7 protein-coding genes are annotated in these 14,356 nt (G+C 71.9%); 2 read left to right on the forward strand and 5 right to left on the reverse strand.

Annotation, left to right across the window (positions count from 1 at the left end; genetic code table 11):
• Positions 1–47: 47 nt before the first annotated feature.
• Positions 48–194, reverse strand: coding sequence for a hypothetical protein (locus ACQY9S_RS17080; RefSeq protein WP_428421289.1), 147 nt, complete (start codon positions 192–194; stop codon positions 48–50).
• Positions 195–323: 129 nt separating this feature from the next.
• Between ACQY9S_RS17080 and ACQY9S_RS17085 the strand changes: the two genes are divergently transcribed.
• Positions 324–689 (forward strand): SWIB/MDM2 domain-containing protein, encoded by a 366-nt coding sequence (locus tag ACQY9S_RS17085; protein ID WP_428421290.1) that lies wholly within the window; start codon positions 324–326, stop codon positions 687–689.
• Between the two features lie 268 nt (positions 690–957).
• On the opposite strand, the gene ACQY9S_RS17090 is transcribed toward ACQY9S_RS17085, so the two are convergent.
• The 3 genes from ACQY9S_RS17090 to ACQY9S_RS17100 all read right to left on the reverse strand — a co-directional run bounded on the left by ACQY9S_RS17090 (position 958) and on the right by ACQY9S_RS17100 (position 10,554).
• A complete protein-coding gene (locus ACQY9S_RS17090) occupies positions 958–3,774 on the reverse strand; it encodes an ATP-binding protein (protein ID WP_428421292.1) in 2,817 nt (938 codons plus the stop codon).
• 79 nt (positions 3,775–3,853) lie between these two features.
• Positions 3,854–4,459: a 2-hydroxychromene-2-carboxylate isomerase gene (locus ACQY9S_RS17095; protein WP_428421294.1), complete on the reverse strand. Its 606-nt coding sequence runs from the start codon at positions 4,457–4,459 to the stop codon at positions 3,854–3,856.
• 170 nt (positions 4,460–4,629) lie between these two features.
• The gene (locus tag ACQY9S_RS17100; protein WP_428421296.1) at positions 4,630–10,554 is read right to left on the reverse strand and encodes a CHAT domain-containing protein; all 5,925 of its coding nucleotides are present in this window, start codon (positions 10,552–10,554) and stop codon (positions 4,630–4,632) included.
• Positions 10,555–10,714: 160 nt separating this feature from the next.
• Between ACQY9S_RS17100 and ACQY9S_RS17105 the strand changes: the two genes are divergently transcribed.
• Positions 10,715–11,215, forward strand: a complete 501-nt coding sequence (locus tag ACQY9S_RS17105) for an OmpA family protein (RefSeq protein WP_428421298.1) — start codon at positions 10,715–10,717, stop codon at positions 11,213–11,215.
• Positions 11,216–11,287: 72 nt separating this feature from the next.
• On the opposite strand, the gene uvrA is transcribed toward ACQY9S_RS17105, so the two are convergent.
• The gene (gene uvrA / locus ACQY9S_RS17110) at positions 11,288–14,344 is read right to left on the reverse strand and encodes an excinuclease ABC subunit UvrA (protein WP_428421299.1); all 3,057 of its coding nucleotides are present in this window, start codon (positions 14,342–14,344) and stop codon (positions 11,288–11,290) included.
• Positions 14,345–14,356 lie beyond the last annotated feature (12 nt).

The raw sequence follows: 14,356 nt of genomic DNA on the forward strand, positions 1-14,356 counted from the left end.
ACTTTAGCCTCGATCGCCCAATTAAATTGCACACAATGCAATTGCCATCAATTGGAAAAGGGAATTGCGGCGAAGGCGTTGCGCGGGCCGTTTGCACGTCCGATGCGGCGCTGCGTCATGGCCGATGCGCCGCGCAACTGATGCCCTGCAGCGACAGAACGGGCTGTGAGCCTGCAGCAATGCGCGTTTTCCATGGACAAACTGCTTCTCAATGCAGCACACGCGCAGTACCATTCGCGCCGCAGGGTCGCTGTGAGAATGAGAGCTCATGCGGCTATCGCCCGGGGCCCAGCACATCAACAACTTTTGATGGAGTGATTCAAATGGCAACTGCGAAAAAGGCCGCCGCCAAGAAGGCGCCGGCAAAGAAGGCCGCTCCGGCCAAGAAGGCGGCACCGGCGAAGAAGGCTCCTGCGAAGAAGGCCGCTCCGGCCAAGAAGCGCACGCCGAACGCCGCCTTCATGAAGGCCCTGACGCCCAGCGCCGCGCTGGCCGCGATCGTCGGCGACAAGCCGCTGCCGCGCACCGATGTGACCAAGAAGATCTGGGAATACATCAAGAAGCACAAGCTGCAGGACGCCGTGCAAAAGCGCGTGATCGTCGCCGACGCCAAGCTGAAGGAAGTCTTCGGCAAGGCCAAGGCCGACATGTTCGAGATGACCAAGCTCGTCAACAGCCACCTCAAGTGAGCTGCCGGTCCCCGTGACCGCATCGCAAGCCCGGCTCCGGCCGGGCTTTTTTGTGGGCGCGCAGCGTGGGCAGGTCCGCAGCCGGGGGCTCCATCAACTCGGCCGAGCGCCGGGCCGCTCCCAAGCCGGCCGAGACCCCCGCGGGGGGTGGCTGCGGTAAGTCCGCAGCCGGGGGCTCCATCAACTCGGCCGAGCGCCGGGCCGCTCCCAAGCCGGCCGAGACCCCCGCGGGGGGTGGCTGCGGTAAGTCCGCAGCCGGGGGCTCCATTCAATCCGGTGCGTCGAGCAGCGCGTCCAGCCCCGCCAGCACGCGGGCCACGTCGATCGGCTTGGTCCAGTAGTCGTCGAAGCCGGCGCGGCGCGCCGCGACGATCTGCTCGTTCATCGCGTCGGCCGACAGCGCGATGCAGCGCAGTTGCCGCGTCGACGGGTCGGCGCGCAGCGTCTGCACCAGCGCCAGGCCGTTGGTGTCGGGCAGGTTCATGTCGATCAGCATCAGGTGCGGTGCGATCTTGCGCGCCAGGCGCAGGCCGGTGGCGCCGTCGTCGGCAATGTGCAGCTGCCAGTTCGGTCGGGCGCGGAACACCTCCTGCAGCAGCACCTGGTTGAGCAGCTCGTCCTCGATGTAGACCACCTGCCGCAGCGCGCGACGAGGCAGCGGCGGTTCGTGCAGCAGAGCGCCGGGCTGGGTGGCGAGGTAGGCGTCACCGCTCGGCGCCTCGGCCTCGCAGAGCCGCAGCGTGAAGGTCGAGCCGGCCCCCGGCGCGCTGACGACGCCGATGCTGCCGCCCATCGCCTCGGCAAGCTGGCGCGCGATCACCAGGCCGAGGCCGCTGCCCTCGATGCGGTGTCGTTCGGCGCCGAGCCGGTCGAAAGGCTGGAACAGCCGCGCCTGCTGCTCGGCGCTCAGGCCGACGCCGCGGTCGCGCACGGCCACCGAGACCTGGCCGCCCTCGCGGCGCAGACTCACGAGCACCGGGCTGCTTTCGGTGCTGTACTTGATGGCGTTCGACAGCAGGTTCATCAGCACCTGCTCGATCGCGCGCTCGTCGCCGCGAACCCACAGGCCGCTGGGCGGCGGCGGCTCGATCGCGATGGTGCGTCCGCGCGCGAGCGGCTGCACCAGGCTCAGGCTGGCGTGCAGCGCGGCGTCGAGATCGACCGCCAGAGCGCGCACCGGCAGGTCGGCGCTTTCGATGCGGCTGAGCTCCAGCACGTCGTTGATCAGGTCGAGCAGGCGGCGCCCCGCGCGCTGCACACTGGCGAGCCGCTGGGCCTGGGGCGCGGCGAGCGGATGCTCCTCGTCCAGCGCCATCAGCTGGGTGAAGCCGAGGATGCCGTTCAGCGGCGTGCGCAGCTCGTGGCTCACCCGCGAGAGAAACTCGTTCTTCGCCCGGCTCGAGCGCTCGGCCTCCTGCATGCCACGCGACATCTCGTCGGCGAGCTGTTGCTCGTGCACATCGCGGCAGGTGCCGATGGCGCCGATCGCTGCGCCGGCCTGGTCGCGCGTGGCGCGCACCACGAACTCGAGCCAGCGCATGCTGCCGTCGGGCCGCCGAATGCGGTAGCGGCCCTCGAACGGCACCTCGCCGGCCAGCGCCTGGCCGATGCCGGCCACCACGGCATCGCGGTCGGCCGGGTCGATCTGTGCCACCCAGTCGTCGAGCGTCAGGCGGCCGTGCGGGTACTCGAAGCCGTGGTTGATGCAGGCGCGACGGTCGAGGCTCAGCAGGCCGTCGGCCAGCGTGAACTCCGCGATGCCGATGCGCGCCGCGTTGGCGGCGATCTGCCAACGGTCCTCGTGCGCGCGCAGCGCTTCCTCGATCGCCTTGCGTCCGGTCACGTCGGCGGTGAAGCCGTGCCACAGCGTTCCGCCGTCGCTCAGGCGCGTCGGTGCGGCGCGCATCTCGAACCAGCGCAGCGAGCCGTCGGGCAGGGCCATGCGAAAGCTGTGCTCCAGCCGCGTCAGCCGGGCCGCGCCCTCGGCCAGGGCCTTGCCAAGCGCGGCCAGGTCCGGCGGGTGGACCTGGCGGAAGAACATCAGCGCATCGGCCTGCAGCGCCGCGGCCGGCATGCCGAGAACGCGCTGTGCGCCGTCGCTGACGAAGGGGTAGCCGGCGCGGCCGTCCGGGTGCTCTTCGAAGGTGAACAGCATGCCCGGCACCTGGGCGGCCAGTTCGCGCAGCGTGACCTCGCCGTGCCGCGCCTCGGTGGCCGAAGCCAGCGAGGCCGTGACGTCGCGCACCGTGCCCCGGTAGCCTTCGAAGTGGCCCGCGGCATCGAACACCGGCACCGCGCTGCGCGACAGGTACAGCAGCCCGCGCGGCGTGCGCTTGGTGGTGATCACGCGTGCGAAGGGCTCCTGCCGGTCGAGCAGCGCCCGGTAGTACTGGGCCGGCACCCGCGGGCTGCCGGCCGTGTCGAGCAGCTGGGCATCGGTGATCGGCTCGCCGAGCTGCTGGTTCGGGTCGAGGCCCGTCATCGGCTGGTAGGCATCGGAGAGCCAGCGGTAGCGGTGCCGGGCGTCGCTCTCCCACATCCAGTCGCCGCCGGCGCGGGCGAAATCGAACAGCCGCTCGCGCAGGCGCGAGGCTTCGCGCAGCCGCTGCCGCGACTGCAGCAGTTCGACCGCTGCACGGCCCAGCTGCTGCAGCGCGTCGCGGTCGGACGCGCTCAAGGTGCGCGGCTGCCGGTCGAACACGCACAGCGTGCCCACGGCCAGGCCGTCGATCGAGAGCGGCTGCCCGGCGTAGAAGCGCACGCGCGGCCCGTCGGTGACGAGCGTGCTGTCGCGAAAACGCGGGTCGCGGGCCAGGTCCGGCACCTCGAACAGGCCGTCGCCGAGGATCGCGTGCGAGCAGAAGGCCTGTCCGCGGGGGATCTGCGTCAGATCGAAGCCGCTGCGCGACAGGAACCACTGCACGTCCTCGTCGATCAGCGTGATCGCGGCCATCGGGGTGCCGGTGAGCCGCGCAGCGCAGGCGCTCAGGGCATCGAGGCCGGCACCGGCCGGTGCGTCGAGCACACCGAGTTCGCGCAGCACGGCCAGGCGCTGCGCCTCTCGGGGGTGGAAGGGGATGGACATGATGTCGCTGCGGACGGGCGTGCGTATTGTGGCGTCGTCGCCGGCCGTGCCGCGCGTCGGGCCGCCATCGCGCGCCGGTTCAAGCGGCTCCGAGCCGGCGTTCCAGGAAGTCGAGCCGGTCCTGGCCCCAGAAGATCTCGCCCTGGACCACGTAGCTCGGCGCGCCGAACACGCCGGCCTCAACCGCGGCCTGCGAGTCGGCCTCGTAGCGCTCCTGCACCGCCTGCGAGTGCGCGGCTTCGAGCCGCGCGGCCGGCAACTCGCGCTCGGCCAGCAGCGTCGCGAGCACCGCCTCGTCGGCGATGTTGCGGTCCTGCACCCAGACGGCCCGCAGGATGCTGTCGGCCAGGGCCATCGCTGCGTCGGTGCCGTCGTGCAGGTCCACGGCGATGATCAGCCGCGCGGCGTCATCGCCGTGGACCGGGAAGTACTTCGGCTCCAGGTTCAAAGGGGCATGCAGCCACTCGCTGAAGCGTTTCAGCTCCACCAGCCGGTAGGCCTGGCGCTGCGGCGCGCGCTTGCCCAGCGGCAGCCCGCCCGACACCGGAAACACCTTGCCGCCCAGGTCGACCGGCAGCACGCGGATCGTCGCGCCGGCCTTGCGGGCGATGTCCCAGAAGCGCAGGTGGCCGAGGTAGGTGTAGGGCGACTGCGGTGCCAGGTAGTAGTCGATGGTCAGGCCCATGGTGTCTGCGCTCCGGTCTCGTTGTGCGCCGAGTCTAGAGCGGGCATGCGCCGCGCCGCGGGCCGGTGCGCGAGCAACCCCTCGGCCCGCTGAGCGGCGGCCCGGTCGCCCGCGAGCGGGCCGTGGGCTGCGGCGCGGTGCGACGGTCGGCGAGCCGTCGGTGCCGGCTGTCAGTGCGAGCCGTTGCTGCGTGCGGCCAGCCGCGCGAGCGCCTCGCCGGTGAGCACCGGCAAGGCCTGCCGCAGGTCCTCCCAGGGGTGCGGTCCGGGCAGGTGCAGCAGCGCATGAGACAGGTTGCCGGCCAGCAGGAAGCGGTGCTGCAGGCTCTCGAGCTGGATCGGCGAGGGCCAGCGCACCAGCGCCCGGTCCAGCAGGTCGAGCGCGAGGCCGAGGTCGTCGAGCGGGTAGCTGTCGTCCTGCAGATGGGCGAGCAGCGTGCGCGCGACCAGCAGCTCCAGCTTGGTCGTCTGGTGCCAGAAGCTCGCCAGGTCGTCCAGCGCCGCCAGCTCGTCGAGCAGTGCGCGGGCCTCGGCCAGCCACAGCGCGACCGGGCCCAGCGCGAGCTCGCCGTCGCGCGGCGGGCCCTCCTCGGCCAGCGCCGCCTCGGCGACACCGAGCTCGCGCTGCGCGAGCGCGGCCAGCGCCGCCGCGAGCAGCGCGTTCGACAGCGCGTAGGCGCGCCGGTCGGCGCTGTCCTTGAAATGGCGCTTGCTGCGGTAGGCGCTCGCGAAGCGCCGCGCTGCCTCGGCCAGCGCGCCGGCCACCGCGCCGAGCGCCTTGTCCTCGTCGAGCAGCCGCGCGGCCTGGCGCAGCACGAAGCCGCCGCGCAGGCACTGGCGCTCGGAGGCCGCCGAGGTCGGTGCCACGTCCTGGTCGCCGAGCGGCCAGCGGCCGAGCGTGTCGTTCGACACGTCGTCGAGCCGGTCGAGCAGGCGCTCCGCGGCTCCCTGCGCATCGGGCGATGCCGAACGCGACAGCGAATTCACCAGCAGCTCGAGCTGGCCGATCTGCACCTGCGAATAGGCGCTGCGCGCGCCCAGCTGCAGCGCGCGCGCCGCGCTGTCGTGGTCGCCCAGCTCACGGTAGGCGCAGCCCAGCGCCGAGCGCACCCGCGAGTCGGTCAGCCAGGCGCAGCGTGCGTCGTCCGCTTCGAGCGTGGCGAGCAGCTTGTCGATCTGGCCCAGCACCGCCGCCGGGGGCTTGTCGCCGGCCACCGCCACGACCTGCACGATGCGGTCGGCCAGCTCGTGTGCGCTCATGCAGCCGTCGGCGTCGCGCAGCAGCGAGGTGCCGGCGGCAGCGCCGCCGGAGCGGGCCGGCGCGCGCAGCCGCCATTGCGGGTCGCCATAGCATTGGTAGGCGCCCCAGGTGTTGTTTTGCGCGCCGCTTTCAGCATGCACCGCCTCGCGCGCAACGCGCACCGCCTCGCCGAACGGGTCGCCGTCGAGCAGCCCGCGGTAGAGCGTCCGTGCGAACAGCAGCGCCGCCGCGTCGTCGACCTGCCAGCCCGCCGCGACCACGGCCTTCGAGCCCATCTTGATGAACTGCAGCGCCAGGCTGGCAGCCAGGATCGGGTGCTTGCGCGGGTCCGGACCCGGGTTCGTCAGGCCCTCGCTGTCGCGGCCCGAGTAGCAGCAGTTGATGAACACGAACTCCGGCGCCGGGCTCATCTGCTCGACATCGGCCGCGGTCAGGACCTCCTGGTTGCTCAGCACCATGCCGGTCTTGCGGATCTCGCGCGCGTCCAGGCCGCTGCCCAGCGTGCGCACCCACTGGTCGACGACGCCGTGGCCGCACAGGTGCAGCAGCCGGTAGGGCTTCTCGAGCAGCGCGATGCGCACCTGGTCGAAGCTGACCGCGGGGCCGATCAGCGCTGCCGGCAGCCACTCGCGGTGGTCGTGCTGCAGCAGCTCGTTGACGGCCTGGGCCTCGGCCTGCGCGCCGTCGAGCGTGCTGAACTGCAGCGCTGCGCCCTGAGCGTCCTGCCACTTGGCCGTGCTCGGTGCGCCGACGATCAGCGCGTCGTAGCCGCCGATGGCCTGCGGCAGCAGTCGGCGGAACTCCTTGGTGACGCGCTGTCGCACCAGGCCGGCGTGCACGACGAAGGGCCGTGGCGTTTCACCATCGGCCGCACTGGACAGCGGCGGGCTCAGCAGCTCCCAGGGGTAGCGCGCCGATTCGTCGTCGACCACCAGCACCGTGTTGTCGAGGTTCGCCAGCCGCTCCTTCAGGTCGTAGGGCAGCAGCATCTGGAACAGCACGCCGCCGAAGCGCGGATCGGTCGGGCTGGCGATGCGGTCGGCGGCGGTGGTCTGGTGGTCGCTGACGCGGTCGATGAAGCGGCGCAGGCTGGCGACGTCGGAGTAGACCTGGGTCGATTCGACGCGCGCGCGCTCGCCGATCAGCGCGAACTTCAGGCCGCCCAGCGCATCGTGCTCGATGATCAGGCGCTGCCACACCGAGCCGGTGGCGCGCGGCCGGTAGCCGCGGATGCCGCCCTCGCGCACCTCCAGCACCGGGTGGTCCCAGCGCAGCCGCTCGCGCCACTCGTCGCGCGCCAGCAGGCGCTTGAGCTCGTAGGCGGCGTCGAGCGCGATGTGCTCGTCGATCTCGATCACCTCGACCTCGCGGATGCGCACCGGCTGGGTCTGGCCGGGCAGCTGCAGCAGCAGCTGGGCCGCGCGCCAGACGCCGTACAGCAGGCCGGCCAGGCTGTCGCGCGCGGTGACGGCCTGCACGTGGGTGCCGACCAGCACCGTGGACAGCCGCAGGTCGACCGGCTCGCTGCCGGCGGGCGAATAGGGGTCGCGGTGCACATGCTCGAACGCGAAGCGCAGCACGCCGCGCGTCACCGTTTCCGACAGCAGGCCGGGCGTCAACTCACCGACCGAGCCCAGGCCGAGCATCAAGGCCCCCGGGTAGGCGGGCGGCTTTGCGGTGTGGTTGTTGGGCCGCAGGTAGTGGCCGGTGCGGCTGGCACCGACGAAGAGCTTGAGGTCGAGCACCTGCTGCAGCTGCCCGCCGAGCTTCTCGTCGACCCGCTTCGCCGCGCCGAACACTCCGTCGTTCTCGTAGTGGCCGACCATCAGCGGGTAGCGCGCGAAGTCCAGCCCGCCGTGCACGACCCGCACCTCGATGGGCTCGGGGGTCGGCACCTCGGGGGGCGCGTCGCTGCCGCGCGCCAGGATGTAGGCGGCCAGTTCCTCGTCGTCGGCCGGCAGCAGGCCCGGGCGCGGCGTCGGCGGCACGACGGCCAGCGCCGCGTCACCGGCAGGGGCGCCACGGCTTTGCGGCGCCTGCTGCGGCAGGCGGTGTGTGCGGCCCGCGCTCAGCAGCTCGAAATAGGCCTCGAAGCTCTCGCGGTGGTCGGGCAGCGTGCCGTGCTCGCAGGGTGCATACCAGGTGCGCTCGGGCGCCAGCGTCGAATTCCAAGGCACCGTGCCGTCGCCGCCGGGGCCGGCGAGGAAGTCCACGCCGCGCCGCGTTGCAATCACCGTTTCGCCTTCGCCGAACACGGTTTCCCATGCGTTCTGCGGCTTGCGCATCGCCAGCACCGTGCTGCCGGTGCCGGCCACATAGAACACCGACGGGTCCTCGCACAGCACCTGCAAGCTGTCCTTGAACGGGCCGCGCACGAAGTCGCGTGCGGTCTTCAGCACGCCGGGGTCCGGCAGCTGCGCACCGTGCTCGTCTTCGGCCACGCGCTGCCAGCTTGCCGGATCGAACAGGTCGCCGTAGGCGGCGTCGCTGTCCTGCGGCAGCATCTGCAGCAGGCCGGGGAAGCCGGCACCGAAGCGCGCCATGTCGCGGTCCGACACCTTGCGCGCCAGCACCGCGAGCATCGTCGCCAACGGGTACTGGCGCAGCAGCAGCATGGCCGGCGCGTAGGAGCCCTTGTTCGGCGTGCCGAGCATCACCAGGCGGCTGCCGCGCTGCTTGAGCGCCTGCCACAGCGCCTTGCCAGCGGCGTCGACGTACAGCGCCTGGCGCGCGATCAGGCCGCCCATCGAATGCACCAGCAGGTGCACCGGCACGGTCGGGTCGTTCAACCTGTTCACGACCGCGAGCAGCTGCTCGCGCAGGCCCGCGCCGCTGTGCTCGATCGACAGCCGCCAGTCGAAGGGCACGGCGACGACGCGAAAGCGTGCGCGCGCCTCGTCGAGCAGGCGCTCGTAGCTGACCGCCAGCAGCCCGCTGGCGCGCAGCAGGCTGCCGTCGGCGCGCGCATCGGGGTCTTCGAGCGCCAGCCGCTCCAGCGAGCCGTCGAGCATCGCGTCGAGTGCGAGCCACACGCGCTCGTCGCCGTCGCGGCGCTGCAGTTCGCTGCCCATGATGCCGGGCAGCACCAGCAGCACCGGCTTGCGCGCGTTCTCGCGCAGCCCGAAGTCGGCCAGCCAGTCGTCGAAGGGGCGCCGGCTCAGCGGGTCGGGCTTCAGCGCCTGCGGCAGGCCGCGCGTGCGGCGCTCGTCGTCGGCCAGCGACGCGAAGCCGTCGTCGCGGCCGGCCAGCGTGTTCAGCAGGCCGCTGCGCGACAGGCTGCCGGCGCCGAAGTAGGCGAAGTGCGTGACCGTCGGTCCTTCGCAGCGCAGGCTGCGCGGCGGCTGCGCGCTGCGCTGCAGGCCGCCGAACATCGAGCGCGTGTGGACCACGAAGTCGTGGTCGTGCAGGCCGTAGAACACATCGCCGAGCAGGGTGACGATGCCGCCCCAGCCCTTGCCGCGCGAGTCGCCGGCGATCACGCGCAGCCGGTCCCTGGGTTGGGCACCGCAGCCGGCCAGCGCCAGCGTCAGCGGCGAGCCGGGGATCATGGCTTCGAGCCCCGGTACCGCCCTGGCATCGGCGCGGGCCGCGACCAGCGAGCGCACCAGGCGCGTGGCGCGGTCGAACACCAGGCTGCCCAGGCCGCCGGTGCCGCTGCCGACGGCCAGCCCGATGGCACGCAGCAGCAGCGACAGGAACAGGTCGGTGCGGCCGTCGGCCAGCAAGGTGCCGCGCGCCGGGCAGGCCACGCGGACGAAGCAGCCCGGCTGCAGGCGCTGCGCCGCGTTGCCCAGTGCGGCGAACAGCGGGCGCAGCAGCGGTGCGTCGGGGTGCTGCGCCCGTTCGCCCACGGCCGCGAAGCGGCTCGCGAAGAAGCGCTGCGCCTCGGTCAGTGTCGCCGCGCTGCGCAGCGCGAACAGCTCGCCGACCAGGCCGCCGCGCGAATGCGAGACCACGTCCACCGCGAACTGACGCTCGGCCGGCAGCGTGGCGAGCAGGGCCTCGACGAGGCCGAGTGTGTTGTCGACCGGGCTGCGCGTGAGGCTGCGGTGCTCCCAGGCCAGCAGCGTGCAGCGCTCGGCGAGCGCCTTGAAGTCGCCCGGCAGCCCGCCCGACTCGCCCGCCCACAGCTTGCCGAAGCTGCCCTCGGTGGACGACGCGGTACCGTGCAGGAAGACCAGCACGCGCTCCTTCGCGTCGGCCAGCGGCAGGCTGCCGGCAGCCTGCCAGGCGCCGTCGGTCCAGCGCAGCAGCACGCCGCCCTCGTTGCCGAGCGCCTCGTGCAGGTTCGCGTTCTCGAACGACGCGCACAGCTTGGCCGCGAGCGGAAAGCCCTGCGGCGCGCCGCCCGGGAACCAGCGGCCGACCGCGTGGCCGAGGATGGACGCGAAGTCGTAGAGCTTGTCGAGGCTGGTCGGGTCGGTCAGCTCGCTCACCGTGTAGCGCTCGACCGGCGCGCTCGGTGCCCCGCCCCGCGAACGTGTCTGCGTGCTGGGGGCCAGGTCGAAAGGCAGCTCGATGGCGGCCGCGCCGCCTGCCGCGCCGCGCCGTGCCGCCTGCGGACGGGCATGGCGGGAAACGAACTCGACCGGGTCGGTGTAGAACACCGAGCCATCGGCGAAACGCACCTCGAGCACCGCACCGTCCCGGCCGAGCTGCGCCGGATCGAGCCCGCGCGAGGCGTCGGGCGCGCTGCGTTGCTGGCGCTGCACGCTCGAGCCCTCGGCGAGGTGCGCGTCGCACCACAGGTCGAAGGCGCGGTCGCCGTTTGGCGCAACCGGGTTCGCGTCCGCGGTCTCGCTGCGATCGCTCTTGGCGCTGGACTTGCGGGCCATGCTGTCTCCAGGGGGGCGCGTGAACCGCACCTCAGGCGTCCGATGTAGCCGCGGGCGCGGTGCCCGTCAATCCTGCGGAGCCTGGTGGCCGGCGGGCCGGCGCGTCACCCGTGCTTCTTAGAATCGCATGTCGCTCAACCCCTCTCGCAAAGGCAGATCAATGTTCGATCAAGAAGACGAAGGCACGCGCATCGGTGTCTGGACGGCCTTGGCCGTGGTGTTCCTGGTGGTGGCCGGCCTGATCGGCGGCTTGGCGATCCGCGCGATGAACGCCGCCGGCGATGCCGTGCCGCAGGCCGGCGCGGGCGCCGAAGCGATCGCCTTCGTCGACGGCCCGCTCGAAGGCGATGTGGTCGGAACGGTCTACTTCGCGGTCGGCCAGTCCAGGCTGCCGGACGGCGCCCTCGTCGCGCTGGACAAGGCGATCCAGGCCGTGAAGGACGAGCCGCAGCGCCATGTGGTGTTGTCGGGCTTCCACGACGCCAGCGGTGCCGCAGCGCTGAACGCCGAGCTCGCCAAGGCGCGCGCGAAGACCGTGCGTGCGGCGCTGGTGGCCGAGGGTATCGATGCCGCGCGCATCACGCTGCGCAAGCCCGACGTGACGCTGGGCGACGGCGAAGCGCCGGAGGCGCGGCGCGTGGAGATCCGGCTGGTGAATTGATTCCGGGGGGTCCCTCACCCCACCCCTCTCCCGCGCGCGGGAGAGGGCGCCGCAGATCGAGCGCTGGTGCGCTTAATCGTCCAGCAGCGGTCGCAGGTAGCGCCCGGTGTGGCTCGCCGGGTTGGCGGCCACGTCCTCGGGCGTGCCCACCGCCACCACCTGGCCGCCGCCGGCGCCGCCTTCGGGGCCCATGTCGATCAGCCAGTCGGCGGTCTTGATGACGTCGAGGTTGTGCTCGATCACGACGATGGTGTTGCCGGCGTCGCGCAGCTGGTGCAGCACCTTGAGCAGCAGGTCGATGTCGGCGAAGTGCAGGCCGGTGGTCGGCTCGTCGAGGATGTAGAGCGTGCGGCCGGTGTCGCGCTTGCTCAGCTCGAGCGCGAGCTTCACCCGCTGCGCCTCGCCGCCCGACAGCGTGGTGGCACTCTGGCCCAGCGTGATGTAGCCCAGGCCCACGTCGAGCAGCGTCTGCAGCTTGCGCGCGATGCTCGGCACGGCGCTGAAGTAGGCGTGCGCATCCTCCACCGTGAGGTTCAGCACCTCGGTGATGTTCTTGCCCTTGTAGAGCACCTCGAGCGTCTCGCGGTTGTAGCGCTTGCCATGGCAGACATCGCAGGGCACGTAGACGTCGGGCAGGAAGTGCATCTCGACCTTCAGCACGCCGTCGCCCTGGCAGGCCTCGCAGCGCCCGCCGGCCACGTTGAAGGAAAAGCGGCCCGGCCCGTAGCCGCGCTCGCGTGCCGCCGGCACCTCGGCGAACAGCTCGCGGATCGGCGTGAACAGGCCGGTGTAGGTGGCCGGGTTGGAGCGCGGCGTGCGGCCGATCGGGCTCTGGTCGACGTTGATCACCTTGTCGAAGTGCTCGATGCCGTCGATCTCGTCGTGCGGTGCCGGGTCGAGGTGGCTCTGGTAGAGCTTGCGTGCGACCGCGGCGTACAGCGTGTCGTTGACCAGCGTGCTCTTGCCGGAGCCCGACACGCCGGTCACGCAGGTCAGCAGGCCGACCGGGATCTCGACACTCACGCCCTGGAGGTTGTTGCCGCGCGCACCGGCGATGCGCAGCGCGGTGATCGCGCCGCGCTCGGCCCAGGCGCGCTGGCCCGGCGTGGGTTCGTTCTTGCCGGCCTTGCGCGGCGGCAGGCCGGCGGCGGCGGTGTCGCCATCGGTGCGCGGTGCCGCGTCGCTGCGCCACGGCGTGCGATGGCGCGGCACCGCGATGCGCAGCGCCCGCCCGAGGTACTGGCCGGTCAGCGATTCGGGCGTGGCGCACACGTCGGCGAAGCGGCCCTGCGCGATCACGCGCCCGCCGTGCACGCCGGCGCCGGGGCCCATGTCGATCACGTGGTCGGCGGCGCGGATCATGTCCTCGTCGTGCTCGACCACCAGCACGCTGTTGCCGATGTCGCGCAGGTGCTTCAGCGTCGCGATCAGCCGGTCGTTGTCGCGCTGGTGCAGGCCGATGCTGGGCTCGTCGAGCACGTACATCACGCCGGTCAGGCCGGAGCCGATCTGGCTGGCCAGGCGGATGCGCTGCGCTTCGCCGCCCGACAGCGTATCGGCGCTGCGGTCCAGGCTCAGGTAGTTGAGCCCCACGTCGTTCAGGAACTTGAGCCGCGACGAGATCTCTCGTACCACCTTGTCGGCGATCTCGGCCTTGGCGCCCTGCAGCCGCAGGCCGTCGAACACCTGCTGCGCCTCGCGCAGCGTCGCGTGCGCGATCTCGTAGATCGGCCGCGCCGTGCCGCTCGCCACGTCGACCAGCTTCACGTGGCGCGCCTCGCGCCGCAGCCGCGTGCCGTGGCAGTCGGGGCAGGGCTTGGCAGCCTGGTAGCGCGCCAGGTCCTCGCGCACCGCGACCGAGTCGGTCTCGCGGTAGCGCCGCTCGAAGCTCGGGATGATGCCTTCGAAGGGATGCGAGCGCTTCACGCTGCGCTTCTTGCCGCTCGCGGCCTCGCTGGCGTAGACGAAGGCGATCTCGGTCTCGCCCGAGCCGTGCAGCAGCACCTGCCGGTGCTCGGCCGACAGCTGCTCGAACGGCGTGTCGGTGTCGAAGCCGTAGTGCCGCGCCACGCTCTCCAGCATCGAGTGGGTGTAGGCGTTGCGCCGGTCCCAGCCCTTGATCGCGCCGCTGGCGAGGCTGAGCGACGGGAAGGCGACCACGCGCTCCGGGTCGAACACCGTCACCTCGCCCAGGCCGTCGCAGCTCGGGCAGGCGCCGACCGGCGAGTTGAACGAGAACAGCCGCGGCTCCAACTCGGCCAGCGAGTAGCTGCAGACCGGGCAGGCGAACTTGGCGGAGAACAGATGCTCCTGGCCAGAGTCCATCTCCCACGCGATCGCCCGCCCGTCGGCGAAGCGCAGTGCGGCCTCGAAGCTCTCGGCCAGGCGCTGCCCCATCCCGGGCCGCACCTTGAGCCGGTCGATCACCACGTCGATGTCGTGCTTCTCGTTCTTCTTCAGCTTGGGCAGGTCGGTGATCTCGTGCACCGTGCCGTCGATGCGGAAGCGCACGTAGCCGCGCGCCTGCATGTCCTCGAACAGCTCGCCGTGCTCACCCTTGCGCTCGCGCAGCACCGGCGCCAGGATCATCAGCCGCGTGTCCTCGGGCAGCGCGAGCACCGCGTCGACCATCTGGCTCACGCTCTGGGCCTGCAGCGGCAGCTCGTGGTCGGGGCAGAACGGCGTGCCGGCGCGGGCGTACAGCAGGCGCAGGTAGTCGTGGATCTCGGTGACGGTGCCGACGGTGGAGCGCGGGTTGTGCGAGGTGGCCTTCTGCTCGATGCTGATGGCCGGCGACAGGCCCTCGATCACGTCGACATCGGGCTTGTCCATCAGCTGCAGGAACTGCCGCGCGTAGGCACTGAGGCTCTCGACGTAGCGGCGCTGGCCCTCGGCGTAGAGCGTGTCGAACGCCAGGCTCGACTTGCCCGAGCCGGACAGGCCGGTGATCACCACCAGCTTCAGCCGCGGGATGTCGAGGTCGATGTTCTTCAGGTTGTGCGTGCGCGCGCCGCGCACGCGGATCATCGCGGCGGGCTCGGCGGCCGGCAGGCGGCGCGGCGCGGCCTCGTGCTCGTCGGCGGCTGAGGCTGCGGCAGCGCGATCGGGTGGGGGCGGCGTGTCCAGCATGGTCGGCGAGCC

It is taken from the genome of Methylibium sp. (assembly GCF_965279545.1).
GTDB lineage: Bacteria > Pseudomonadota > Gammaproteobacteria > Burkholderiales > Burkholderiaceae_C > Methylibium.